Raw genomic sequence first — 25,384 nt, 5'->3', positions numbered from 1 at the left:
GCTTACGCTAGCCTCTTCTTGCGGAATTTTTCTTTCATACGTCGAGCTGGAACGCTGTCCATCAAGTTAGCCAAAATAGCGACGAGCAATAACATCGCATTGATTGGCCACATTCCGACGGTCGTCGGTATTGAGCCATCTTCCAGTGCAGATTTCGTCGCGCTGATCGCCAGGAAGTAAGCCAAATAGATCAGAATCGCCGGACCCATTTTTGCAAATCGCCCCTGACGCGGGTTAACCGCAGACAACGGAATAACTAACATCGTGAGTAATGGAATACACACAAACAATGAAATTCGCCATTGTAGTTCCGCTTGCGCTTCAGGATCTGGGTGACCAATCAAATCAGCAGTTGGGTAAGCTTCCCAGTCTCTGCCTTTCTTTTTCACTTCACGCTGACCAATCACGCCTTCGTACTCATCGAACTTGGTGATCATATACTCCACGCGAGTAGGAACACCTTCATACCGCGTTCCTTCTTTCATCGTAATGATCTGCCGACCATCCGATAACTCTTTTACTTCGCCAGAAGAAGAAAACATTACGCTAGGTAGAACAGAGTCTCGAGGACGCATTTGGGCCACAAACACATTGCTCAGCGTGTTGTCTTTAATATCATCAATGAACACCACAGAAGAGCCATCTGGGGTACCTTGGAACTGACCTTTCTGTAGGAGGTCAACACTATTTTCAGCCGCCACCTGCTCATAGAGCTGTTCCACTCTTTCTTGCGACCATGGCGACAACCAAAGAGCATTAAATGCCGCCACAGCAGAAGTAATCAGAGCCAAGTAAAGTGCAGCTTGCACCAAAAACTTGTTTCCGATCCCCGTCGCATTCATGACAACAATTTCACTTTCTGCATACAGACGACCAAAAGTGATCAATATGCCGATATACAAACTCAACGGCAGCATCAATAAGCCCATTGCTGGCATATTCAAACCAACAATCGAGAAGATCAATCCAGCTGGAATATCCCCGTCAGAAGCGTCTGCGAGAACACTGATGAACTTTTGGCTCAGAAACACCAAAAAAAGTACGAAAAAGATCGCAAATTGACTCTTGAGTGTTTCGCGGATCAAATATCTAACAATAATCACGCTGAAATTACCTATACAAAACTTGTTTTTTTGGTCGAATCACTATAGTTTCCCGTTGAACCATTTATTTTTTGAAAAATTATAAACTAAATGTTAGTCGCTTAATTAGCTCTGCATGTAAGCCTGGAGCTAAAATTCAACAAGTAAGCGATCATTATCTAACATTTAGAGCAATTTGTCTTCAGGATGTAGGAGTACGCATGGAGTTCAGTGTAAAAAGTGGCAGTCCAGAGAAACAACGTAGCGCATGTATCGTTGTTGGTGTGTTTGAACCACGTCGCCTTTCTCCAGTAGCCGAACAACTTGATAAAATCAGTGACGGTTACATCAGTTCATTACTTCGCCGTGGTGATCTAGAGGGTAAGCCTGGCCAGATGCTACTACTGCATCAAGTACCAGGAGTGTTGTCAGAACGCGTTTTACTTGTCGGTTGTGGTAAAGAACGTGAGCTTGGCGAGCGCCAGTACAAGGAAATCATTCAAAAGACTATCAGCACACTTAATGAAACTGGCTCTATGGAAGCCGTATGTTTTCTGACTGAGCTGCACGTTAAAGGCCGTGATACTTACTGGAAAGTTCGTCAGGCAGTTGAAGCAACTAAAGATGGTCTGTACACATTTAACCAGTTCAAGAGCGTTAAGCCAGAAACTCGCCGCCCACTGCGTAAGCTTGTTTTCAACGTACCGACACGTCGTGAATTGAACTTGGGTGAAAAAGCGATCACTCATGGTCTTGCTATTGCTTCTGGCGTAAAAGCGTCCAAAGACCTAGGCAACATGCCACCAAACGTAGCAAACCCAGCATACCTTGCTTCACAGGCTCGTCGTCTAGCTGATGATTACGAAACCGTGACCACCAAAATCATTGGTGAGCAAGAGATGGAAAAACTGGGCATGACATCATACCTAGCGGTAGGTCGTGGTTCGAAAAACGAATCTATGATGTCAGTCATCGAGTACAAGGGTAACCCTGACTCAGATGCAAAACCGATTGTACTGGTTGGTAAAGGTCTAACATTCGATTCAGGCGGTATCTCACTAAAACCAGGTGAAGGTATGGATGAGATGAAGTACGACATGTGTGGTGCTGCATCTGTATTCGGTACAATGAAAGCGTTAGCGAAACTAAACCTGCCAATTAACGTGATTGGTGTTCTGGCTGGCTGTGAAAACATGCCGGGTAGCAACGCTTACCGTCCAGGTGATATTTTAACGACGATGTCTGGTCAAACCGTCGAAGTACTCAATACTGATGCGGAAGGCCGTTTGGTACTGTGTGACGCACTAACGTATGTAGAGCGTTTCGAACCAGATTGTGTGGTAGACGTTGCAACGCTAACGGGTGCTTGTGTTATCGCACTTGGCCACCACATCAGCGGCGTTATCTCAAACCACAACCCACTATCTCACGAGCTGGTTAATGCTTCTGAACAAGCAAGTGACCGCGCTTGGCGTCTACCAATGGCAGACGAGTATCACGAGCAACTGAAGAGCCCGTTTGCTGATATGCAAAACATCGGTGGTCGTCCAGCTGGTACTATCACTGCTGGGTGTTTCTTGTCAAAATTTACCAAGAAGTACAACTGGGCGCACTTAGACATCGCAGGTACTGCTTGGAAATCAGGTGCAGCGAAAGGCTCAACAGGCCGTCCGGTCTCAATGCTAGTCCAATTCCTTTTGAACCGCAGCGGCCAAGAGACAGAAGAATAATTTCTGAACTAAATCGAAAAGGGCCGCAAGGCCCTTTTTTATTATCACCATATTCTCTATAACAAGAGTGGTAAGGTGAGAGCAGAACTAAGCGAGAGAATGATGCAAACCGCAACTTTCTACATCATTAAAGAAGATAGCCCACAAGCGCAGCCCACTGGCTTTGACGAGTATGTCGTATTTTTAGCTCAGCACTTTGCCCGCCAAGGCGCTAAAGTATATCTGAACTGCAACGACAAAATGCATGCCGAGCAGCTCGCTGAAGCTTTCTGGCAAATTGATGCAGATAAGTTCATGGCACATAATCTCGTAGGTGAAGGACCGAAATACGCCACCAACATTGAAATTGGGCATCATGGTGTAAAACCGTCTTGGAATCGCCAATTAGTAATTAATTTGGCGGAAAATGAGACAACCTTTGCGAACAAGTTTGCTCAAGTGGTAGACTTCGTGCCCTGCGAAGAAAAAGCTAAACAACTCGCAAGAGAAAGATATAAAATTTACCGACAAGCAGGCTACCAACTGCAGACGATCGAAATTCAATATCCTTAACGGTCAATCCTTATAGTTAAGCTCTCTCTTTAGAGAGTTCACTTATAGAGATTGACTAAGATTTACCATTAACCAGAATCAAACCTCTAAATAGTTGGGCTTAGAGCAAGGCAGTTAACGCCGCTATCAGACCAAATATGACGAGGAAAAATGAGCGCTATGGAAAAGACATATAACCCAACTTCAATCGAACAAGCTCTGTATCAGACTTGGGAAGAGAAAGGCTACTTCAAGCCACACGGTGACACTACTAAAGAATCATACAGCATCATGATCCCGCCACCGAACGTCACTGGTAGCCTACACATGGGCCACGCGTTCCAAGATACGATCATGGATACGCTTATCCGCTGTGAACGTATGAAGGGTAAAAACACCCTTTGGCAAGTAGGTACTGACCACGCAGGTATCGCAACTCAGATGGTTGTTGAGCGCAAGATCGCGGCAGAAGAAGGCAAAACCAAAAACGATTACGGTCGTGAAGCTTTCATTGACAAAATCTGGGAATGGAAAGGTGAATCTGGTGGCACCATCACTAAACAGCTACGTCGTCTTGGCGCGTCTGTAGACTGGGATCGTGAACGCTTTACGATGGATGATGGCCTGTCTAATGCTGTACAGGAAGTTTTTGTTCGTCTGTACGAAGATGACTTAATCTACCGTGGTAAGCGTCTGGTTAACTGGGATCCAAAGCTGCACACAGCAATCTCAGATCTAGAAGTAGAGAACAAAGACACTAAAGGCAACATGTGGCATTTCCGCTACCCACTAGCGGATGGTGTAAAAACGGCAGACGGTAAAGATTACATCGTCGTTGCTACCACTCGTCCAGAAACCGTACTTGGTGATACCGGTGTTGCTGTAAACCCAGAAGATCCACGTTACAAAGATCTTATCGGTAAAGAAATCATTCTTCCTATCGTTGACCGTCGCATCCCAATCGTGGGCGATGAGCACGCCGATATGGAAAAAGGTACTGGCTGTGTGAAAATCACACCTGCGCACGACTTCAATGACTACGAAGTTGGTAAGCGCCACCAGCTGCCAATGATCAACATTCTGACTTTTGACGCGAACATCCGTGACGCGGCTGAAGTATTCAACACCAACGGCGAAGCAAGCGACGCATACAGCACAGAACTTCCAGCTAAATACCACGGCATGGAGCGTTTTGCTGCGCGTAAAGCTGTCGTTGCTGAATTCGATGAGCTAGGCCTACTTGAAGAAGTGAAAGATCACGATCTACAAGTTCCTTACGGCGACCGTGGTGGCGTGGTTATCGAACCAATGCTGACTGACCAATGGTACGTACGTACTGCGCCTCTAGCGAAAACCGCAGTTGAAGCAGTTGAAAACGGCGACATCCAATTCGTGCCTAAGCAATACGAAAACATGTACTTCTCTTGGATGCGTGACGTTCAAGACTGGTGTATCTCTCGTCAGCTATGGTGGGGTCACCGCATTCCAGCGTGGTACGATAACCAAGGCAATGTTTACGTAGGCCGCACTGAAGAAGAAGTTCGTAGCAACAACAACCTAGAATCAGTGATTGAACTGCACCAAGACGAAGACGTACTGGATACCTGGTTCTCTTCTGCTCTATGGACGTTCGGCACTCAAGGTTGGCCAGAGCAAACTGACGATCTGAAAGTATTCCACCCTTCAGACGTACTAGTAACGGGTTTCGACATCATCTTCTTCTGGGTTGCGCGCATGATCATGATGACCATGCACTTCGTAAAAGACGAAGACGGCAAGCCACAAGTACCATTCAAAACCGTTTACGTGACAGGTCTAATCCGTGACGAAAACGGCGACAAGATGTCTAAGTCGAAAGGTAACGTGCTTGACCCAATCGACATGATCGATGGTATTGATCTTGAGTCTTTGGTTGAGAAGCGTACTGGCAACATGATGCAGCCTCAGCTAGCGAAGAAGATCGAGAAGAACACTCGTAAGACGTTTGAAAACGGTATCGAAGCATACGGTACAGACGCACTGCGTTTCACACTTGCAGCAATGGCATCAACAGGCCGCGATATCAACTGGGATATGAAGCGTCTTGAAGGTTACCGTAACTTCTGTAACAAACTATGGAACGCTAGCCGTTACGTAATGATGAACACAGAAGAGCAAGATTGTGGCTTCAACGGTGGTGACATTGAATACTCACTAGCGGACAAGTGGATCGAGTCTCAGTTTGAACTAGCAGCGAAAGCGTTCAACAACCATATCGACAACTTCCGTCTGGATATGGCGTCGAACACGCTTTACGAATTCATCTGGAACCAATTCTGTGACTGGTACCTAGAGCTAACGAAACCTGTTCTATGGAAAGGGTCTGAAGCGCAGCAACGTGGTACTCGTCGTACGCTAATCACGGTTCTTGAGAAGACACTACGTCTGGCTCACCCAGTGATTCCTTACATCACAGAAACTATCTGGCAAAGCATCAAGCCACTAGTCGACGGTGTTGAAGGTGAGACAATCATGCTTCAAGCTCTACCTCAATTCGACGAAGCGAACTTCCATCAAGAAGCGCTAGACGACATCGAGTGGGTTAAAGCGTTCATCACTAGCATCCGTAACCTACGTGCTGAGTACGACATCAACCCGGGTAAACCGATTGATGTAATGCTAAAAGCAGCAAGCGAAGAAGATGCGACTCGTCTAGAAGCGAACAAGCAAGTACTGATGTCTCTGGCGAAGCTAGAAGCGGTACGCGTTCTTGAAGCTGGCGAAGAAACACCAGCGTGTGCAACAGCATTGGTTGGTAAGTCTGAGCTGATGATCCCAATGGCGGGTCTGATCGACAAAGACGCAGAACTTGCGCGTCTTGATGGCGAAATCAAGAAAACGCACGGCGAGATCAAGCGTATTGAAGGCAAACTTGGTAACGAAGGCTTCGTAGCGAAAGCACCTGAAGCGGTTGTTGCTAAAGAGCGTGAGAAGCTTGAAGGCTACAAAGAGACACTGACTAAGCTAGAAGAGCAAAAAACCACAATTGCAGCTCTTTAATCGCTAAAGCAAAACAGAAGCCAAACGCTTCGATGCTTGAATCAAAAAGGTTGGTCATCAAGGCCAACCTTTTTTGTATCTTCCCTTCGCAACGCACTCATTGATAGCTTTCCCCTATTGAATTAATACTCACCACCCATTGGCGACAATGAGAATTATTATCGATAATAACTCTATCGAAATAACACGATGAGTAATTATCATGAAAAAGACACTAACTTTCGCTGCATTACATTTTACTATCGCATTTAGTGTCGCTTACGTACTTACTGGCGACATCATAATTGGTAGTTTAATTGCCATGATCGAGCCATCAGTAAACACGGTCGCTTTCTACTTTCATGAAAAAGCATGGACAAGCATTCCGGCTCTTAAGGCTCGTCAGTCAATAACAAAATTAAAAACCGCCAGCTTCGCAACCGTGCACTTCAGCGTCGCTTTTACCGTAGTTTATCTACTTACTGGTGATGCGTTTATCGGTGGCGTAATGGCGATACTAGAACCATCGCTGAATACTGTAGCCTACTACTTCCATGAGAAAGTGTGGTTGCGTAAATCTGCAAGCCAAACCCCTGCACCTCACTTTGGTTTGCATCGACATGCCTAACCGCAATATATTGAGCCCTTAAGAGCTCATTTTTGTAGGCAAAGTATGGAAAAAATCGCACACTTCACTCTCCGCTCTCTCACACCAGAAGATAATCCAAACATAGCCAGCGTCATTCGCCAGGTTTCCGCTGAATATGGTCTAACCGCAGACAAAGGCTATGGTGTGGCAGACCCAACGCTTGATAACATGTATTCTTTCTACAACCAACAAGGCGCAGCGTATTGGGTGATTGAGCACAATGGGAAAATCGTAGGTGGCGGCGGATTTGCGCCACTGGCTGGAGAACCGAGTGTTTGTGAACTGCAAAAAATGTATTTTCTTCCGCAAACTAGAGGACACGGCCTGGCCAAACGTATTGTGGCTCTGAGTCTGCAATTAGCAAAGCAATTTGGCTATCAGAAGTGCTATTTAGAAACCACTGAGTGCTTAAAAGAAGCGATAGGTTTGTATGAGAAGTTAGGCTTTGAGCATTTAGATGCCCCGCTTGGACAAACAGGGCATGATGCGTGTGAAGTCGTGATGCTCAAATCCCTGTAAGAATTTAAGCACGACAAATTTTAAAGCACTAGGTGGGTAACACAAAGCTCCTGACTTAATGCCACTGAAAAATCTTGGCGTTGCCCGTCTAACTCTACTGATAACTCATAGAGATCGCTTGGATCAGGGTTGTTGAGATCCGCATACTTAGGTGCTTCAATCTGAAACAGCGCACTGGCTTGCTCAGCACGCACATCAATTGGAATATGGTAAGTCATGCCGTTGAATTTAACCGATGCAGAAACCAGCCCTGGCGCGAACGTCTGATAATAAAGATCAACCCTAAACTCACAACCACCACCATGGTGCCAGATCTGTTCTGTCGCCACACGCTCTAGTCGAACATTGCGAATAAACTGCAGGTACGGCTCTTGCCATACACCGATTCGGTTATCGCTTTTCTTGTATTCATGCTCAGCAAGAGAACACATTTCAGGCTGATCTTCTTCTAAAAGTAGATCTTCTTCTTCTTCTAAGAATAATATTTCAAAGCGATTACGCCCCATCTGCATGAATGGGCGAATGTCTTTCTTATACACGCCCTGGGTACCATCACAGTCAAACAGTGCGACTCCGTTTAAGCGCACTTCAGCATGGTAGTCGACACCACCAAGTACCATATCGACAGCGGGGAATGTAAGCATCGACTCATCCACTTCAATATCATGCATTAAGTGCCATTCTTGCTGACAGATTGCTTCTTCAGACAACTCGTCGGGAAGTACCTGGCTTAATGGAGCAGGAAAAGTGATGTCATCCTGAGGGATAGATAGGTCCGTAAGTGGAGAGACTTGCCATAAACCGGCGAGTGACAGTTGCATAAACACCTTGAGCTAGATCAATTTTTACGCATTATGGTAAAAAAACCACACAAGCTCAATGTGAATTAGTTTCATACCTTACAGTTATCAATTGTTAGACATAAAAAAACCAGCGAAATACGCTGGTTTTTTCAATCAAGGAGAGACTATTCTTCGTCTTCATCATCTTCGTCAGAGTATAGAGCGTCCTCGCCCTCGTAATAGGTACCCCAACCGTCATAAATAATGTCGTACTTTTCAGCAAGGTGAACTAGCTTCTCAACTTGAGCATCAATTGCTTCTGCATCAAGTGCAGATTCCATCGTCGCATCACAGCAAAGTAGTTTTTTGCCGTCTTCGTCTTCTGTCTCTTCAGCTTCAAGTACTTCAAAGCCCATCTTAAATGCTTCAACTACCGCTTTTTCTAGCGTAGTGAAATCTTCTGCAAATAGGTGGTGCTCAATTTCGTATAGCGAATCTGGATCGCTGCCATCTTCTAGCAATGCTGCAATGATATCGCGAGTATCTTCCTTTTGAATCTCGATTAATTCTTCTACTGACAGATATTCATCTTCGTGAGACATGTTTTGGCTCCAGATTAGTTACTTGGTGGAAACGATCCGGTGAAATATGGCACGGATTGCGACGAAAAGCCACTAACAAACACCAAACCACAGTAATTGTTGTCAATTATTCCTTGATAAATATTAAACCCCACTCACAAGCTCACAAAAAGTTAACAAGAAATGCAGTTTTGTAATATTCAGAAGATCCTAATTGGCATAATTAGGGTGCAAACCTGCTTTCAATGCGTGTTTATGGTCCTATATTGAATACAGAAACGCCTTAAATTCTCAACTCAGCGAATAAAGAGAACCCAAAAGTGCATAATTTAGAATACATATGCACCTTTTATGCACTAAGCATGTAATATACTCTAGTCGGACCAAAAGAATAAAAACGCACTTTACCCAAAAGTATAAAAACAATAGAAAAAACCAGTTTTAATTTACAATACCGATACCAGTGGAACTTTAATTTAAAATTAAAACATTTAACAAAATATTATCAAAGTTAACCAACTTGCATCTTGTCCATAAGGTTGTCATAAATAGCGGCTGGTAAATCTGTAAGGATACAAAATGAGTAAGCTGTACGTTGGATCAGAAGTTGGTCAATTAAGACGAGTTCTATTAAATCGCCCTGAGCGCGCCCTAACCCACTTAACGCCATCTAACTGTCATGAGTTATTGTTTGATGATGTTCTTGCGGTAGAAGCGGCAGGCGAAGAGCACGATGCTTTCGCTCGTACTTTACGCGACCAAGATGTAGAAGTCCTTCTACTTCACGATTTACTAGTTGAAACCCTCGCGGTTCCAGAAGCGAAAAAGTGGCTATTGGATACTCAGATCTCTGATTTCCGCTACGGCCCGACCTTTGCCCGAGATCTACGTGTCTACTTTGCAGAAATGGACAATGAACACCTTGCTTCAGTATTACTAGGTGGATTGGCCTACTCTGAACTGCCTATCAAATCATCTTCTATGCTACCGAAGATGAGACGCCCTCTAGACTTCGTTATTGAACCACTGCCAAACCACCTATTTACCCGCGATACATCGTGTTGGGTATACGGCGGTGTTTCTCTAAACCCAATGATGATGCCTGCGCGTCAACGCGAAACAAACCATTTACGTGCAATTTATCGCTGGCACCCAATCTTTGCTGGTCAAGATTTCATTAAATACTTTGGCGATGAAGACCTACACTACGATAACGCCAACGTTGAAGGCGGTGACGTTCTAGTTATAGGTAAAGGCGCAGTACTAGTAGGTATGTCTGAACGTACCACAGCGCAAGGGGTAGAGAATCTGGCAGCAAACCTATTTAAAGCGGGTCAGGCGACAGAAGTTATTGCTATCGATCTTCCTAAGCACCGTTCATGTATGCACCTGGATACCGTAATGACGCACATGGACGTAGATACCTTCTCCGTTTACCCAGAGATCATGCGCAAAGATCTGGATACATGGCGCCTGACTCCGAAAGGCACTGACGGTGAAATGAATGTTGAAGCATCGCACAACTACCTGCATGCGATTGAATCTGCACTTGGCTTGGATCAGCTGAAAATCATCACAACAGGTGGTGACAGCTATGAAGCAGAGCGTGAACAGTGGAATGATGCAAACAACGTACTAACCGTGAAACCAGGTGTGGTAATTGGTTACGAACGTAACGTCTACACCAATGAGAAGTACGATAAAGCTGGCATTCAAGTACTGACTGTACCGGGTAACGAGTTAGGTCGTGGCCGCGGTGGTGCTCGCTGTATGAGCTGTCCGATTGAGCGAGACGATATCTAATCTCTTTCCGAACCAGTGAATAAAAACTAAGGTTGATGTGAATGCATCAACCTTTTTTAGTTTTTAATTAAAATAATCATTCACAATAAAAGCATTTATATGTTTTAATGCAGTGATTCAAAATCAATCACACGTACAAAGGGACGAGCTATGGCTTTCAATTTACGAAATCGCAACTTTTTGAAGCTATTAGATTTCTCAACCAAAGAAATCCAGTTCTTGCTCGAACTGTCTGCAGAGCTAAAAAAAGCAAAATATGCAGGAACAGAGCAGAAGACACTCCAAGGTAAAAACATTGCACTCATCTTTGAGAAATCTTCTACTCGAACCCGATGTGCGTTCGAAGTTGCAGCTTTTGATCAGGGCGCTCAGGTCTCATATATTGGCCCTTCAGGCTCACAAATCGGCCACAAAGAGTCGATGAAAGATACCGCGCGAGTATTAGGGCGTATGTATGATGGTATCGAATACCGTGGTTTTGGTCAGGCAATCGTGGAAGATCTAGGCGCTTACGCAGGGGTTCCCGTTTGGAATGGTCTGACTGATGAGTTCCACCCAACTCAAATCCTTGCTGATTTTCTCACAATGCAGGAGCATGGAAGAGGCAAACAGCTGCATGAAATGACCTTTGCCTACTTGGGTGACGCTCGTAATAATATGGGTAACTCACTGATGGTGGGCGCTGCTAAAATGGGCATGGATATTCGCCTGATCGCACCAAAAGCGTTCTGGCCTGAAGAAGGTTTAGTTCAGACTTGTCAGGAAATCGCGCAACAAACTGGTGCCAAGATCACTTTGACGGAAAGCGTTGAAGAAGGTGTTAAGGGTTGTGACTTCTTGTATACCGATGTTTGGGTATCAATGGGTGAATCTGCGGAAGCTTGGGACGAACGTGTTGCCCTGATGAAGCCTTACCAAATCAATATGGATGTGATTAAGAAAACCAATAATCCACATGTGAAGTTTATGCACTGTCTACCCGCTTTCCACAATGATGAAACCACCGTCGGCAAAGAAGTGGCTGAGAAATACGGCATGAAAGGTTTGGAAGTGACTGAAGACGTATTTGAGTCTGAATATTCTATCGTCTTCGATGAAGCAGAAAACCGCATGCACACGATCAAAGCAGTGATGGTGGCAACGTTGGGAAGTTAACGGTTTTTAGTAACAAAAACCCTAATGTAATCGCTTGCACTAGTGAAAGTTCAGCGTATAATGCACGGCAATTTGTCTGAGGATTAAGAAATGACCACGCCGATTGCTGCCGTAACAACGCGATTTGCTCAAACTAAGCGACTACGCTTACGTGGTGTTATTTTCGTTAATTCTATCGATTTTTAAACCTCCCTATTTGGGAGGTTTTTTTATGTCCAAAATTCCTCAAGGTTTATTTTGGAGATAGTCATCACTGTTATAGGGAAGAAGATCATGGCGAACTCGCTTTACCAGAAGCACATCATCTCTATTCCAGAGCTTTCACGTGAAGAGCTGGAACTTATTGTCGCAACCGCAGGCAGTCTGAAAAAAGAGCCTCAACCAGAACTGATTAAAAATAAAGTCGTTGCGAGCTGTTTTTTTGAGCCATCAACACGAACTCGCCTGTCGTTTGAGACGGCAATTCAACGCGTGGGCGGCGACGTGATTGGTTTTGATAACGATGGAAACACTTCTCTGGCTAAGAAAGGCGAAACGCTTTCTGATTCTGTACAAGTCATCTCTTCGTATGTAGACGCTTTCGTGATGCGTCACCCTCAGGAAGGTGCTGCACGTCTGGCTTCTGAGTTTTCAAACGGCGTACCGGTGATTAACGCCGGTGACGGTGCAAACCAGCATCCAACTCAAACGCTGCTAGACCTTTACACCATCGCAGAAACGCAAGGCCGCTTAGATAACCTTAATGTGGCATTCGTTGGTGACTTAAAATACGGTCGCACCGTTCACTCACTGACTCAAGCTCTGGCGAAGTTCAATAACATCCGCTTCTTCTTTGTTGCTCCAGAAGCATTGGCGATGCCTGACTACATCTGTGAAGAGCTGGATGAAGCGGGTATTGAGTACAGCCTGCACACTGATATGGAAACCGTGATTCCTGAGCTTGATATTCTCTACATGACCCGCGTGCAGAAAGAGCGTTTTGATGAGTCAGAATACGCACACATCAAATCCGCTTACATTCTGACAGCGGCAATGCTAGAAGGTGCGCGTGAAAATCTAAAAGTCCTACACCCTCTACCACGTGTGGATGAAATCACGACGGATGTTGATCAAACACCACACGCTTACTATTTCCAGCAGGCTCAAAACGGCGTCTACGCCCGTCAGGCTTTGTTGGCGCTCGTTCTTAACGAAACACTGTAATCGAGGAGAATACACATGGCTAAAGAAACTCAATTGCAGGTAGAAGCAATCAAAAACGGTACTGTCATCGATCACATCCCGGCACAAATCGGCATCAAAGTGCTGAAGTTGTTCGATATGCACAACTCGTCTCAGCGAGTGACTATCGGCCTTAATTTACCGTCGTCAGCACTAGGTCATAAAGATCTGCTGAAAATTGAAAATGTCTTCATTAACGAAGAGCAGGCGAGTAAGTTGGCACTATATGCACCGCACGCTACCGTGAACCAAATCGAAAATTACGAAGTAGTGAAAAAGCTCGCGCTAGAGCTTCCGGAAAGAATCAACGACGTCTTTGAATGTCCGAACTCAAACTGTATTTCTCACAACGAGCCAGTAGAGAGTAGCTTCAAGGTATTTGAGAAGAAAGAAGAGATTCGCCTGAAGTGTAAATACTGTGAGAAAGTATTCTCAAGAGAGATCGTTACCGAGCGATAATCCAGTAAACATTTCAGACCTCTAATAAGTTCAAATGCCCTGTATTTACAGGGCATTTTGCTCTTTACCTGTCATAGATTTAGAGGCAAACTGAAAATCTTTATTCGCTAAAACAGATGGAACAAATAAAATGACAAAAGTACTTCACACGGAATCAGCACCAGCAGCAATCGGCCCTTACGTACAAGGCGTAGATCTTGGCAACATGGTTCTTACTTCTGGCCAAATCCCAGTAAACCCTGCAACAGGTGAAGTATCTGCTGATATCGCAGAACAAGCGCGTCAGTCTCTAGACAACGTAAAAGCAGTTGTAGAAGCGTCTGGCCTTAAAGTGACGGATATCGTGAAAATGACGGTTTTCGTTAAAGACCTGAACGACTTCGCCACCGTTAACGACGTGTACGGCAAATTCTTCGACGAGCACCAAGTAGCAAACTACCCTGCACGCTCTTGTGTTGAAGTTGCTCGCCTACCTAAAGATGTTGGTATCGAAATCGAAGCTATCGCAGTTCGTAAATAAGAAAACGCGTTAGTTCATTTGAATTAAAAATGGGTAGCCTGAGCTACCCATTTTTATATGCTTGTATTTGGAAGATTAAGCGGCGTTACGCTGTTTCACTTCTTCATCCAACTCTTTAAGCTTCTCTTTCATCTGCTCACGACAAGTATTCGCTAACTCACGAATACCTTCTTTGGTATAACCTTCTGTGCTTACGGGTGGCATCATTTCCACAATAACGTGACCGTTGTTCCAGCGGTTCAGTTTGAGCTTATCGGTTGAACTACAAACTATAGGTATAATTGGTACTCCTGCACCAATCGCGGCATGAAAGGCACCCGTTTTAAATGGCAGTAAACCACGACCACGAGAACGCGTACCTTCTGGGAACATCCAAACCGACACATCACTTTCTTTGATACTGTTAACGACTTGATCAATCGTACCTTTCGCTTTTGAGCGGTTAGCACGGTCAATCAGAATGTTACCCGTTAGCCAGTAAAGTTGGCCGAATAGTGGCATCCACGCGAGACTTTTTTTACCAACCGTAACGACTTTTGGTGTTACCGCTGCAGACACAGTAAATATGTCCCAGTTGTTTTGGTGGTTAGCAATGTAAATATGCTGACCACGGGAGTATGCGTCTTCGGGAATTCGAAGTTCAAGTTTAACCCCCAAAACACGTGACATCTTGGCAAACAGACGACCAAAGGTGAATACATGCTTAGGATTTCTCGGACTTAGCAGGCAGTAACCACAACCACCAATAAACATCACAATAGCGAAAATTGCGATAGCAAATACACGTAACAGTGCAATCATTCTTGTTCTCCAGAAACCGGCTTCTGCCAGATACAGCTATTAATTTCTCTCATTTCATGCAGATTTACTAAAGCAAAGAGAGTGATATAAAAAAGCCGAAACCTGAGTTTCGGCTCTTCATATCCAAATCATCTGTCGTGCAGTTTAACTTGTCACGCTCACGCGCTCAATATTTGCGCCAAGTGCAGCCAGTTTATTTTCAATTTTGTCGTAACCACGATCGATGTGATAGATGCGATCGACGATAGTTTCGCCTTTCGCAATGCAACCAGCAATAACCAGACTTGCAGAAGCACGTAAGTCTGTCGCCATTACTTGTGCAGCGCTTAAAGATTCAACGTCACCACAGATAACCGTGTTGCCTTCGATCTCAGCTTTAGCGCCCATACGCATCAGTTCAGGAACGTGCATAAAGCGGTTTTCAAAAATGGTTTCCGTGATTACGCCGCCGCCTTTCGCCATCATGTTCAATAGCGTGAATTGCGCTTGCATGTCTGTTGGGAAACCTGGGTGCGGAGCAGTACGGACAGTGACGGCTTTTAGCTCACGGCCTGTCATATCAACAGAAATCCAGTCTTCGCCAGTCTCAACCAATGCGCCCGCTTCTTCTAGCTTCGCTAGAACAGCTTCAAGCAAGTGACCGTTGGTATTACGACATACCACTTTGCCGCCAGATACTGCTGCTGCAACAAGGAATGTTCCCGTTTCGATACGGTCGGCAACAACACTGTGCTTACAACCGCCAAGACGCTCAACACCTTCAATCGTGATCGTGTCCGTGCCCGCGCCCGTGATTTTCGCACCCAGCTTGTTAAGGAACTCAGCAGTGTCCACAATCTCAGGTTCACGCGCGGCGTTGTCTAGTGTTGTTTGACCTTCAGCAAGAGTCGCTGCACACATAATAGTAATGGTTGCGCCTACGCTCACTTTATCCATGACGATATGCGCGCCTTTCAAGCGACCATCTACTTCTGCTTTCACGTAACCATCTTCAAGTGTGATGGTCGCACCAAGCTGTTCGAGACCTGTAATATGCAGATCAACTGGACGAGCGCCGATAGCACAACCACCAGGTAAAGAAACCTGTCCTTGGCCAAAACGCGCAACTAGAGGACCTAAAGCCCAGATTGATGCACGCATGGTTTTCACCAAATCGTATGGTGCACAGTATTCATTGATGCTGCTTGGATCGACGTGAACCGAACCGTTTCGCTCTACTTTAGCGCCTAGACGACTCAGCAATTCCATGGTTGTATCAATATCACGAAGGTGTGGTACGTTCGCCACTTCTACTGGCTCTTCAGCCAAAATAGACGCAAATAAAATCGGCAGTGCTGCGTTTTTTGCACCTGAAATGGTCACTTCACCGACTAACGGTTTGTCTGACCCAATAACTCGAAACTTTTCCATCAATAAACCTTAAAGCGACATTAGTTTCTTATCACGAGCCCACTCTTCTGGTGTGAACGCTTTAATTGATAATGCATGAATGTCATTACGCTGGATGTATTCCATCAGAGGAGCATAAATTAATTGTTGCTTCTTGACGCGGCTCATTCCATCAAAGCAAGCATCAACAGCAACCACTTCATAGTGGCTACCTTCACCTTTTACATGCACTTCTTGAAGGTTTAGTGCTTCTTCTAATAACTGTTGTACTTTTGCGCTGTCCACAATTTACCCCTGATAATTCTGTATGTGTTTGTCCACTAACGATTCAACGTTACTCAGTTGAAACAGAGTGCGCAGTTGCGCGGGCACGAAACTGAGCATTATATGACAGTTTTGCTTTTTTGCATGCTCTAATAAGTGAATTAACATCACCATTCCTGCAGAGTCGACTCGCACTACGTCTTCTAGAGAACACTCAAATTCAGCTTGAGAAGGCTGCCACTGCAGAGCGTGCGCCCATAGTGACGGCACTGAATCTCTGTCCAGCGCGCCTGAAAGCTTCAGATTATGACTGGTTAAATTCCACTGAGCGTGAGACTGCGCCATTACTTTTTCGCCTCAAAACGAATCGGTTCCGCTGCCAACTTCTCAAGATCTTTCGATACCGACAAAATACCATCTTGGCGAATTTTCGAGTTCCACTCCGACTGTTTGCTTGATAGTAGGCTTATGCCTTCAGCAATCATATCGAACGCTTCCCATTCACCTGTTTTATTATCTTTGCGCAGTTTAAACTCTAACTTGATGTTAGGGCGTGGCGCGTCAATGATATCGACTTTAACGTTGGTAATTCGATCAGATTGATCAAGTTTTGGCTCTGGGCCAAACTCAATTTTCTGATCGCTGTACTGAGTCAGAACCTGAGCATAAGACGCTATCAAATAACCATGAAAAGCATCAATAAACTCAAGCACATCTTCACGTTTTGCCCCTTTCAGGTTTGAGCCTAACAATTTTAACGCGGCGTAGCGGTAGTTGACGTAAGGCATCAACTCTTCTTCCACAACCACTTTAAGATGGTTGGGATCTTGTTTGATTTTTGGCTGCTCCGCTTTTAAGCGATCGAACGTGACTTCTGACACCTGCTTCATCATTTGATAAGGCTGCGTTTTATCAACTTGTGCCGCATTCAAATTAAAAGCGGCAAAAACCGCAACAACCGAAATTAGTAATCTCGCTAACATAGTTATTCCTTACTTGAATCGTCTGAGCCGCCCACGCTGTAAAGCACCTGACCAATTAAGTCTTCAAGTACCAAAGCTGATTTAGTGTCTTCGATGGTATCCCCATCGACCAGCATCACTTCGTCATCAAAGACGAAACCAGGTACTAAGCCAATGTATTGTTCGCCAATCAGACCTGATGTCAGAATCTGTACACTCGATGTTTCAGGGAACTGATTGTATTGGCTACTAATCGATAAGCTGACTTCTGGCACTAGGTTATCTGGGTTGAGTGTAATATTACTTACTCGACCGATAACGACACCACCGACCTTAACTGGGGAGCGGACTTTCAAACTACCAATATTATCAAACTCGGCTTTGAGGGTGTAAGTATCACCAGAGCCCATACTTTTTACGTCAGCAACTTGAAAAATCATCACAAGAATCGCGCAAATTCCCGCTAATACAAAGCTGCCAACCCATAATTCTGTTTTACGTGTTTGTTGCATGATTAATTCCCAAACATCAATGCTGTCAGTACAAAGTCTAACCCCAGTACTGCTAAAGAAGAATGCACAACAGTGCGTGTAGTTGCTCGGCTGATTCCTTCCGAAGTAGGAGTCGCATCGTAGCCATTAAACAGAGCGATCCAAGTAACGGTAATCGCAAACGCAAAGCATTTGATCATACTGTTGCCAATGTCCTGCCCTAACTCGACTGAAGACTGCATAGCCGACCAAAAGCTGCCATGGTCAACACCTTTCCAGTCCACACCAACAAGCTGAGCTCCCCAAATGCCAACCGCCATGAAGATCATTGCAAGCAGAGGCATGGAGATAGCGCCGGCCCAAAAGCGCGGTGCAATGACTCGCTTCAGTGGATCGACCGCCATCATCTCTAAGCTCGACAACTGCTCAGTTGCTTTCATCAAACCGATTTCTGCGGTTAAGGCAGACCCAGCACGACCAGCAAACAGCAGAGCTGTTACCACAGGCCCGAGTTCACGAAGCAAAGAAAGTGCAACCATCTGGCCAAGGCTACCTTCTGCGCCGTAATCCACCAAAACAACATAGCCTTGCAGACTCAATACCATACCGATAAATAAGCCGGATACGACAATAATGGCAAGAGACTGAACACCTACGGAGTAAAGCTGTTTGATGAGTAAAGGGAACCCTTTACTCGGTTGAGGCTTGGTTAACAGTGCCCCCAACAACATTAACGTTGCACGGCCAAAAGCTTCACAAATAGCTAATGTGCGTTTACCTAATGACGCGACAAAATGAATAAAGTTATCGACCATCAAATAAATCCTTTTCGATACTTTGAGAAGGGAAGCGAAATGGCACCGGGCCATCCGCATCGCCTTGTAAAAACTGCTGCACACGAGGATCAGAGTTCTGTTTTAGGTCTTCAGGTGTACCAAAAGCGATGATTTTTCCATCCGCCATAAGATAAACCCAATCGGCAATACTCATCACTTCCGGCACATCGTGAGAAACGACAATAGAGGTTAAGCCCAATGCCTGATTTAAATTGCTGATGAGCTCAACCAAGACGCCCATGGTGATAGGGTCTTGTCCAACAAATGGCTCGTCATACATGATCAAGTCTGGGTCGAGCGCAATCGCTCTGGCCAATGCTGCACGACGTGCCATACCGCCAGAGAGTTCACTTGGCATTAACTGGGCCGCACCGCGCAGGCCAACCGCCTCCAGCTTGAGCAGTACCATTGTACGAATCAACTCTTCCGAAAGATTGGTATGTTCACGGAGAGGAAAAGCAACGTTATCAAATACATTCAAATCTGTGAATAAAGCGCCAGACTGGAACAACATGCTCATCTTCTTACGAGCATGATAAAGTTTTTTGCGTGACAGGGTTGGAATGTTATCACCATCGAACCAGATCTCGCCTTGTTCGGGATACAACTGACCACCGATCAAGCGTAACAGCGTGGTCTTACCGATTCCCGACGGCCCCATAATTGCGGTCACTTTACCTTCAGGAACGTGCAGATCGATACCATCAAAGATCGTGCGATTTCCGCGTGAAAAAGTGAGATTGTTAACGGTGACTAAATCGTTGTTCGACATATCATCCCTTCTACTATCGGAGCGTTGGAACTCGCTGTATCATCAAGCCAACTCACGTCCGAATGTTTTTAATTTGTAACCATAGTGCTCTCACAACGTTAAGGCGTATGATTGACAACCTTCGTACACAAGAGTGTTGGTTAAAAAGCAAAAAGCGGCTTCGGTTCATTTATTAGGCTGCAATCATAAGCACATTAGCAGCGAATTAAAAGCACTGTTCGATTAAATAAAGTCACTCAAATTCAATCAATTCTTGATCAACAATGACAGAGTTATGGCTCTATATTTAAACCTTAATGCAGAATCACTGCTTTAACAGTAGCGGTTAGATGAAAGAAAATTAAACACAATTTCGTCACTAACCTTTAATTTATTCGTTGTTTATCTTCCATTTTCCGCTGCAAAAGGTCAAAATTAGCGGTTACTCATCACTCTCATTTAATAGTTAGGAATTATCATGCTCGAAGCCGTAGCGTTGCTTATTGTCGGTCTTGTTTTACTTGTCTGGAGTGCAGATAAACTTGTTTTTGGTTCTGCAGCCATAGCCCGCAACGTTGGCATTTCACCTCTTGTGATTGGTATGACAATCCTGGCTATGGGCTCCTCAGCCCCTGAAATGATGGTGTCCGCCACCGCTGCACTGGATGGAAAGACCGACACCGCTGTCGGTAACGTCCTGGGTTCTAACATTGCCAATATTGCATTAATTCTGGGGATCACCGCGTTAATTAAGCCCCTGTCGATCAGCTCTGGGGTTATTCGTCGCGAACTGCCTTTGATGATAGCAGTCACTTTGCTCGCAGGTCTGATACTTTGGAATAATCACCTCGGCTTTTACGAAGGTGCCCTTCTATTCGTGCTATTCGGTGCATTTTTATTTGTGATGTTGCAGATCAGCCGAAAAGAGAAAAAATCAGGTGACGCTTTCCTCGATGATCAGGAATCTGAAATCCCTGAAGGAGTCAGCAACTCAAAAGCCGCGATATGGGTAGTGCTTGGTTTAGTATTACTACCTGTGTCAGCGAACATTTTGGTTGATAACGCGGTTATCATTGCTAAACATTTTGGTATGAGCGATCTCGTGATCGGCTTAACCATCATCGCTATTGGTACTAGTCTGCCAGAACTTGCCGCTTCTCTTGCTGGAGTACTAAAAGGCGAGGACGACATGGCAGTGGGCAACATTATTGGTTCGAACGTATTCAATATTCTCGCGGTAATGGGCATTCCTGGCATCATCAATCCATCAATGTTAAGTGAGTACGCAATGGGTCGTGACTTCTGGGTCATGCTGGGCGTCTCTTTATTGCTGGTTGCAATGTGTTTGGGGAGATCACGCAGCATTAACCGTGTGGAAGGTGCCGTTCTTTTTACTTGCTTCATTGGCTACCAAGTTTATTTGTTCGCGAACATGGCCGCTTAATAACACTATCTTTTCGTAGACATAAATTGGAGCTCTGATATGTCCCGTCAATTTGATTTTCGCGCTGCTGCAAAGCAAGTTCTTGATATTGAAGTTGCCGCTCTGCAAGAGCTGGATAAATACTTTGATGACCAATTCGAACAAGCTTGCGAAATGATACTTTCCAATAGCGGAAAAGTTGTCATCATGGGCATGGGTAAATCAGGCCATATTGGAAATAAGATTGCTGCAACGTTAGCCAGCACCGGGACATCGGCGTTTTTTGTTCATCCAGGAGAAGCTTCGCACGGTGACTTGGGTATGATCAGCGCTGGAGACATTGTGATTGCCATTTCAAACTCTGGCGAGTCTCATGAGATCTTGTCTCTGTTTCCTGTATTGAAACGATTGAACATCAAGATCATCAGCATGACAGGTAAGCCAGAATCGAACATGGCGCAACTTTCAGATTTGCACTTACAGATCACGGTTCCACAAGAAGCCTGCCCGCTTGGTTTAGCACCAACCAGTAGTACAACGGCAACGTTAGTCATGGGGGATGCCTTAGCGGTCGCGCTGCTTCAGGCTCGTGGGTTTTCTGCGGAAGACTTTGCGCTTTCACACCCTGGTGGCGCATTAGGAAGAAAACTGCTTCTTAAATTGTCTGATATCATGCATTTTGGTAATGCTCTGCCGAAAGTCTCTCCTGACTCGCTGATTCGCGACGCACTTCTGGAGATTTCTGAAAAAGGACTGGGTATGACCGCCATTGTAGATGAGCACGATGCTATGCTTGGTATATTCACTGACGGTGACTTACGTAGAACTTTAGATAAACGTATTGATATTCATACGACCGCCATTGGCGAGGTGATGACACAAAGCCCAACAACAGCACATCCAGACATGCTGGCGGTTGAAGGATTAAATCTCATGCAAAACAAAAATATCAACGCGCTGATTTTATGTAATAACGGTAAAGTTGTTGGTGCACTGAACATGCATGATTTACTAAAAGCGGGTGTGATGTAAACTCATCGCAACCACTTATCACACAGGTTAAGGCAATAGTCAGGGACGTACTGAGCTAGAAGATAGGCCTCTAATTTATGAGTTTTACTCGCCTTATTTATTTGCTCTTGATTTTCGTTATTGCATGGTGTGCTTACTATATAGTGACACCAAAAAGCACAGATACGATTCAAGTCGCACCAGATACTGAACTGCCCATGTTCAGTGGCACTGGACTGGAAAATATCACCTATGGTGAAAATGGTGTTCGCAGTTACATCATTCGCTCCTCTGACTTAGATTATTATGCTAAGAGTGGAGAAACAATTTTTAACAACCCGACATTAATGGTTTACCGTGAAGGTAGTGTCGTTGAGTGGAAGGTAACAGCTACAAGAGCTGTGTTAGATGAAAACCAAACGCTGACCTTATATGACAAAGTATTAATGCAAAACCTATTAGAAGGGGCAAGTTTTGATACCATGGCAACAGATAAGCTGGTGATTAACCTAACTAATCGTGATTTTAAAGCTGACCAACAAGTGATGTTGGTTGGACCACAATTTGAAACTATAGGAGGCGCAATGCAAGGGAACCTGAAACAGCATACTGCGACTCTGACAGATAACGTTCAAGGTCGATATGAAACCGTTACACCTTAGCCTACTAGCCCTGATTTTGGCAGCGCCTCATGCGCTGGCACTTAAGTCGGATACTCAGCAGCCGGTTTACATAAACTCTGACACCCAACAGGTGGACATGAAGAGTAACCAGGTAATTTTCAGTGGTGATGTATCTCTTAAGCAAGGTAGCATCAATATCGATGCTGATAAGATCGTAGTGACTCGCGATCCTAAAACAGAAACGATTAATCAAATTCAGGCATTTGGCCAACCAGCGACGTTCTCACAGCTGATGGACGACGGTAAAACATTGAGTGGTCAAGCGACAGAGCTGGATTACCGCATATCGACTGACGAATTAACCATGAAAGGTCACGCTCAGCTAGCCCAAGACGGTAACACCATAAAGGGCTCCACTATCCGTTACCAAATCGGTCAACAAAAACTGGTGGCAGACAGCTCTGAAAACGAGCGCGTCACGACTATTTTGCAACCTAATCAGCTAGAGAAATAATATGGCGGTACTGAGTGCGAAGAACCTGGCGAAAAGCTACAAAAAGCGCAAGGTTGTTACCGATGTCAGCTTAGAAGTGGAATCTGGTCAGATTGTCGGCCTACTAGGTCCTAACGGTGCAGGAAAAACGACATCCTTCTATATGATTGTCGGATTAGTACCTCGTGATGAGGGCGTCATCACCATCGATAACCAAGACATCAGCATCTTGCCAATGCACAGTCGTTCTCGTCTTGGTATTGGCTATCTTCCACAGGAAGCATCCATTTTTCGCAAGCTGTCTGTTGAAGACAACATTATGGCTGTTCTGGAAACCCGTCAGGAAATGACCAGAGAAGAACGCCAGGATAAGTTAGAAGATTTGTTGGAAGAATTCCACATACAACACATCCGAGCCAGTGCGGGCATGGCACTATCGGGTGGTGAACGTCGTAGGGTTGAAATTGCACGCGCTTTAGCAGCAAATCCGCAGTTTATTTTATTGGACGAACCTTTTGCTGGTGTTGACCCTATTTCGGTTGGCGATATCAAAAAAATTATTGAACACCTGCGCGATAGAGGTCTTGGTGTACTTATCACCGACCATAACGTACGCGAAACACTAGACGTATGTGAAAAAGCCTATATCGTAAGCCAAGGACACCTAATTGCATCGGGAACTCCGGATGAAGTTCTCAACAATGAACAGGTGAAACAAGTTTATCTCGGCGAACAATTCCGTCTATGATTATATTAGGAACGGTAAGATTCTGAGCATTACAAGGTAAGTAACACTGAATGAAACCTTCATTACAATTAAAGCTAGGTCAGCAGTTAGCCATGACACCTCAGCTGCAACAAGCGATACGTTTATTGCAGTTGTCGACCCTCGACCTTCAACAAGAAATTCAGGAAGCTTTGGATTCAAACCCATTACTGGAAGTTGAAGATGGCCAAGATGAGCCTCTAGCTAACGGTGAAGATAAATCAGATCTGGATGCATCTGAAAATAGCAACAGCGCTAACGAACCTACAGAAATTGACGTTCCAGACAGTTCCGATGTAATTGAAAAGTCTGAAATCAGCTCAGAGCTTGAAATCGACACCACTTGGGATGATGTTTACAGTGCGAATACTGGCAGTACAGGGCTTGCTCTGGATGATGATATGCCGGTATATCAAGGTGAAACCACCGAGTCACTGTACGACTACCTGATGTGGCAGTTGGATTTAACGCCTTTTAGCGAAACCGACCGCACCATCGCGATGGCCATTATTGATGCCGTTGACGAATACGGTTACTTAACCCTCTCTCCAGAAGAGATTCATGAAAGCTTCGATAACGAAGATATTGAGCTTGATGAAGTAGAAGCGGTACGTAAGCGTGTTCAACAGTTCGATCCTCTAGGTGTTGCATCGCGAAATCTACAAGAGTGCCTGTTACTTCAGCTAGTGACCTTCCCTGAAGATACGCCATGGCTTGAAGAAGCCAGAATGATTCTGACCGATCACATCGATCATCTCGGTAATCGTGATTACAAACTGGTTATCAAAGAGACCAAACTAAAAGAAGCGGATCTGCGTGAAGTTCTGAAGCTCATTCAGCAACTGGATCCTCGCCCGGGAAGCCGGATCACCCCTGATGACACCGAATACGTTATTCCTGACGTATCCGTATTTAAAGATAATGGGAAATGGATGGTCTCCATTAACCCAGATAGCATTCCAAAACTAAAAGTAAATCAACAGTACGCCCAACTCGGAAAAGGCAATAGTGCAGATAGCCAGTACATTCGTAGCAATTTGCAAGAGGCAAAGTGGCTAATTAAGAGCTTAGAGAGTAGAAACGAGACGCTACTCAAAGTTGCAAGATGTATTGTTGAACATCAGCAAGATTTCTTCGAGTATGGTGAAGAAGCCATGAAGCCGATGGTATTAAATGATGTAGCCTTGGCGGTCGAAATGCATGAATCCACAATTTCTCGTGTTACAACACAAAAATTCATGCATACACCACGTGGTATTTTTGAATTGAAGTACTTCTTCTCCAGCCATGTTAGTACAGATAATGGTGGAGAATGTTCGTCAACGGCAATTCGTGCACTCATTAAGAAACTGGTCGCGGCAGAGAATACTGCAAAACCGCTTAGTGACAGTAAGATTGCTACTCTTCTGGCTGACCAAGGGATTCAGGTCGCGAGACGTACGATAGCAAAATATCGAGAATCCTTGGGTATCGCCCCTTCAAGTCAGCGTAAACGCCTACTTTAGGCACTAACTGAAAAGGAAA

The 25,384-nt window shown here is 44.9% G+C and carries 27 protein-coding genes and 1 pseudogene; 17 read left to right on the top strand and 11 right to left on the bottom strand.

The window, feature by feature from the left end; all coding sequences use genetic code 11:
* Positions 1–2: 2 nt before the first annotated feature.
* The gene (gene lptF, locus L3V31_RS19290) at positions 3–1,103 is read right to left on the bottom strand and encodes an LPS export ABC transporter permease LptF (protein WP_237318467.1); all 1,101 of its coding nucleotides are present in this window, start codon (positions 1,101–1,103) and stop codon (positions 3–5) included.
* 200 nt (positions 1,104–1,303) lie between these two features.
* On the opposite strand from lptF, the gene pepA reads away from it, so the two are divergent.
* The 5 genes and pseudogenes from pepA to L3V31_RS19265 form a co-directional block, all read left to right on the top strand.
* Positions 1,304–2,812, top strand: a complete 1,509-nt coding sequence (pepA, locus tag L3V31_RS19285) for a leucyl aminopeptidase (RefSeq protein WP_237318465.1) — start codon at positions 1,304–1,306, stop codon at positions 2,810–2,812.
* Positions 2,813–2,914: 102 nt separating this feature from the next.
* The gene (locus L3V31_RS19280) at positions 2,915–3,364 is read left to right on the top strand and encodes a DNA polymerase III subunit chi (RefSeq protein WP_237318495.1); all 450 of its coding nucleotides are present in this window, start codon (positions 2,915–2,917) and stop codon (positions 3,362–3,364) included.
* A 159-nt stretch (positions 3,365–3,523) separates the two neighbouring features.
* Complete coding sequence (locus tag L3V31_RS19275) at positions 3,524–6,382, top strand: valine--tRNA ligase (protein ID WP_237318463.1); 2,859 nt, start codon at positions 3,524–3,526, stop codon at positions 6,380–6,382.
* Between the two features lie 202 nt (positions 6,383–6,584).
* Positions 6,585–6,989, top strand: coding sequence for a DUF2061 domain-containing protein (locus L3V31_RS19270; RefSeq protein WP_237318461.1), 405 nt, complete (start codon positions 6,585–6,587; stop codon positions 6,987–6,989).
* Between the two features lie 63 nt (positions 6,990–7,052).
* Positions 7,053–7,529, top strand: a pseudogene (locus tag L3V31_RS19265) (GNAT family N-acetyltransferase); the annotation flags it as partial.
* 20 nt (positions 7,530–7,549) lie between these two features.
* Here the strand turns inward: L3V31_RS19265 and L3V31_RS19260 are convergent.
* Together L3V31_RS19260 and rraB are read right to left on the bottom strand one after the other, a co-directional pair.
* Positions 7,550–8,350 carry a hypothetical protein gene (locus tag L3V31_RS19260; RefSeq protein ID WP_237318457.1) on the bottom strand — a complete coding sequence of 267 codons (801 nt, stop codon included), beginning with the start codon at positions 8,348–8,350 and terminating at the stop codon, positions 7,550–7,552.
* A gap of 146 nt (positions 8,351–8,496) precedes the next feature.
* Positions 8,497–8,913, bottom strand: a complete 417-nt coding sequence (rraB, locus tag L3V31_RS19255) for a ribonuclease E inhibitor RraB (protein ID WP_237318455.1) — start codon at positions 8,911–8,913, stop codon at positions 8,497–8,499.
* Between the two features lie 558 nt (positions 8,914–9,471).
* On the opposite strand from rraB, the gene arcA reads away from it, so the two are divergent.
* The 6 genes from arcA (at position 9,472) to L3V31_RS19225 (ending at position 14,050) form a co-directional block, all read left to right on the top strand.
* Complete coding sequence (gene arcA / locus L3V31_RS19250; RefSeq protein WP_237318453.1) at positions 9,472–10,695, top strand: arginine deiminase; 1,224 nt, start codon at positions 9,472–9,474, stop codon at positions 10,693–10,695.
* Positions 10,696–10,845: 150 nt separating this feature from the next.
* Positions 10,846–11,850 (top strand): ornithine carbamoyltransferase, encoded by a 1,005-nt coding sequence (gene argF, locus L3V31_RS19245; RefSeq protein ID WP_237318451.1) that lies wholly within the window; start codon positions 10,846–10,848, stop codon positions 11,848–11,850.
* Between the two features lie 90 nt (positions 11,851–11,940).
* Complete coding sequence (locus tag L3V31_RS19240) at positions 11,941–12,036, top strand: aspartate carbamoyltransferase (protein WP_237318449.1); 96 nt, start codon at positions 11,941–11,943, stop codon at positions 12,034–12,036.
* 87 nt (positions 12,037–12,123) lie between these two features.
* On the top strand, positions 12,124–13,053 hold the full coding sequence (gene pyrB / locus L3V31_RS19235) for an aspartate carbamoyltransferase (protein ID WP_237318448.1): 930 nt from the start codon (positions 12,124–12,126) through the stop codon (positions 13,051–13,053).
* Between the two features lie 15 nt (positions 13,054–13,068).
* A complete protein-coding gene (gene pyrI / locus L3V31_RS19230) occupies positions 13,069–13,530 on the top strand; it encodes an aspartate carbamoyltransferase regulatory subunit (protein WP_237318446.1) in 462 nt (153 codons plus the stop codon).
* 130 nt (positions 13,531–13,660) lie between these two features.
* Entirely contained in the window at positions 13,661–14,050 is a 390-nt protein-coding gene (locus L3V31_RS19225; RefSeq protein WP_237318444.1) for a RidA family protein, read from the top strand.
* Between the two features lie 75 nt (positions 14,051–14,125).
* Here L3V31_RS19225 and L3V31_RS19220 read toward each other — a convergent pair whose 3' ends face one another.
* The 8 genes from L3V31_RS19220 to mlaF all read right to left on the bottom strand — a co-directional run bounded on the left by L3V31_RS19220 (position 14,126) and on the right by mlaF (position 19,565).
* A complete protein-coding gene (locus L3V31_RS19220) occupies positions 14,126–14,851 on the bottom strand; it encodes a 1-acylglycerol-3-phosphate O-acyltransferase (RefSeq protein ID WP_237318442.1) in 726 nt (241 codons plus the stop codon).
* Positions 14,852–14,995: 144 nt separating this feature from the next.
* Positions 14,996–16,261: a UDP-N-acetylglucosamine 1-carboxyvinyltransferase gene (gene murA / locus L3V31_RS19215; protein WP_237318440.1), complete on the bottom strand. Its 1,266-nt coding sequence runs from the start codon at positions 16,259–16,261 to the stop codon at positions 14,996–14,998.
* A 9-nt stretch (positions 16,262–16,270) separates the two neighbouring features.
* Entirely contained in the window at positions 16,271–16,525 is a 255-nt protein-coding gene (gene ibaG / locus L3V31_RS19210) for a BolA family iron metabolism protein IbaG (protein WP_005381092.1), read from the bottom strand.
* A 3-nt stretch (positions 16,526–16,528) separates the two neighbouring features.
* Positions 16,529–16,849: a lipid asymmetry maintenance protein MlaB gene (locus L3V31_RS19205; RefSeq protein ID WP_237318438.1), complete on the bottom strand. Its 321-nt coding sequence runs from the start codon at positions 16,847–16,849 to the stop codon at positions 16,529–16,531.
* Positions 16,849–17,487 carry a phospholipid-binding protein MlaC gene (mlaC, locus tag L3V31_RS19200; protein ID WP_237318436.1) on the bottom strand — a complete coding sequence of 213 codons (639 nt, stop codon included), beginning with the start codon at positions 17,485–17,487 and terminating at the stop codon, positions 16,849–16,851. Before mlaC ends, L3V31_RS19205 begins: the two co-directional genes overlap by 1 nt.
* A 2-nt stretch (positions 17,488–17,489) precedes the next feature.
* The gene (mlaD, locus tag L3V31_RS19195) at positions 17,490–17,978 is read right to left on the bottom strand and encodes an outer membrane lipid asymmetry maintenance protein MlaD (protein ID WP_237318434.1); all 489 of its coding nucleotides are present in this window, start codon (positions 17,976–17,978) and stop codon (positions 17,490–17,492) included.
* A gap of 2 nt (positions 17,979–17,980) precedes the next feature.
* Entirely contained in the window at positions 17,981–18,772 is a 792-nt protein-coding gene (gene mlaE, locus L3V31_RS19190; protein ID WP_237318432.1) for a lipid asymmetry maintenance ABC transporter permease subunit MlaE, read from the bottom strand.
* Entirely contained in the window at positions 18,762–19,565 is an 804-nt protein-coding gene (gene mlaF / locus L3V31_RS19185; protein ID WP_237318430.1) for a phospholipid ABC transporter ATP-binding protein MlaF, read from the bottom strand. The genes mlaE and mlaF overlap by 11 nt, the downstream gene beginning before the upstream one ends.
* A 457-nt stretch (positions 19,566–20,022) precedes the next feature.
* Here mlaF and L3V31_RS19180 point away from each other — a divergent pair, with 457 nt between their 5' ends.
* The 6 genes from L3V31_RS19180 to L3V31_RS19155 all read left to right on the top strand — a co-directional run bounded on the left by L3V31_RS19180 (position 20,023) and on the right by L3V31_RS19155 (position 25,365).
* A complete protein-coding gene (locus L3V31_RS19180) occupies positions 20,023–20,988 on the top strand; it encodes a calcium/sodium antiporter (protein ID WP_237318428.1) in 966 nt (321 codons plus the stop codon).
* Between the two features lie 39 nt (positions 20,989–21,027).
* A complete protein-coding gene (kdsD, locus tag L3V31_RS19175) occupies positions 21,028–21,999 on the top strand; it encodes an arabinose-5-phosphate isomerase KdsD (RefSeq protein ID WP_237318426.1) in 972 nt (323 codons plus the stop codon).
* Positions 22,000–22,076: 77 nt separating this feature from the next.
* Complete coding sequence (gene lptC, locus L3V31_RS19170) at positions 22,077–22,640, top strand: LPS export ABC transporter periplasmic protein LptC (RefSeq protein ID WP_237318424.1); 564 nt, start codon at positions 22,077–22,079, stop codon at positions 22,638–22,640.
* Entirely contained in the window at positions 22,621–23,115 is a 495-nt protein-coding gene (gene lptA, locus L3V31_RS19165; protein ID WP_237318421.1) for a lipopolysaccharide transport periplasmic protein LptA, read from the top strand. The genes lptC and lptA overlap by 20 nt, the downstream gene beginning before the upstream one ends.
* A 1-nt stretch (position 23,116) precedes the next feature.
* On the top strand, positions 23,117–23,842 hold the full coding sequence (gene lptB / locus L3V31_RS19160) for an LPS export ABC transporter ATP-binding protein (RefSeq protein WP_014233078.1): 726 nt from the start codon (positions 23,117–23,119) through the stop codon (positions 23,840–23,842).
* A gap of 50 nt (positions 23,843–23,892) precedes the next feature.
* The gene (locus L3V31_RS19155; RefSeq protein WP_237318419.1) at positions 23,893–25,365 is read left to right on the top strand and encodes an RNA polymerase factor sigma-54; all 1,473 of its coding nucleotides are present in this window, start codon (positions 23,893–23,895) and stop codon (positions 25,363–25,365) included.
* The last annotated feature ends 19 nt before the right edge of the window (positions 25,366–25,384 follow it).

This window comes from Vibrio sp. J1-1, from assembly GCF_021728395.1.
Taxonomy (GTDB): Bacteria; Pseudomonadota; Gammaproteobacteria; order Enterobacterales; family Vibrionaceae; genus Vibrio.
The sequence above is the reverse complement of the archived record's forward strand: the minus strand, read 5'-3'. Positions and strand labels throughout refer to the sequence as shown.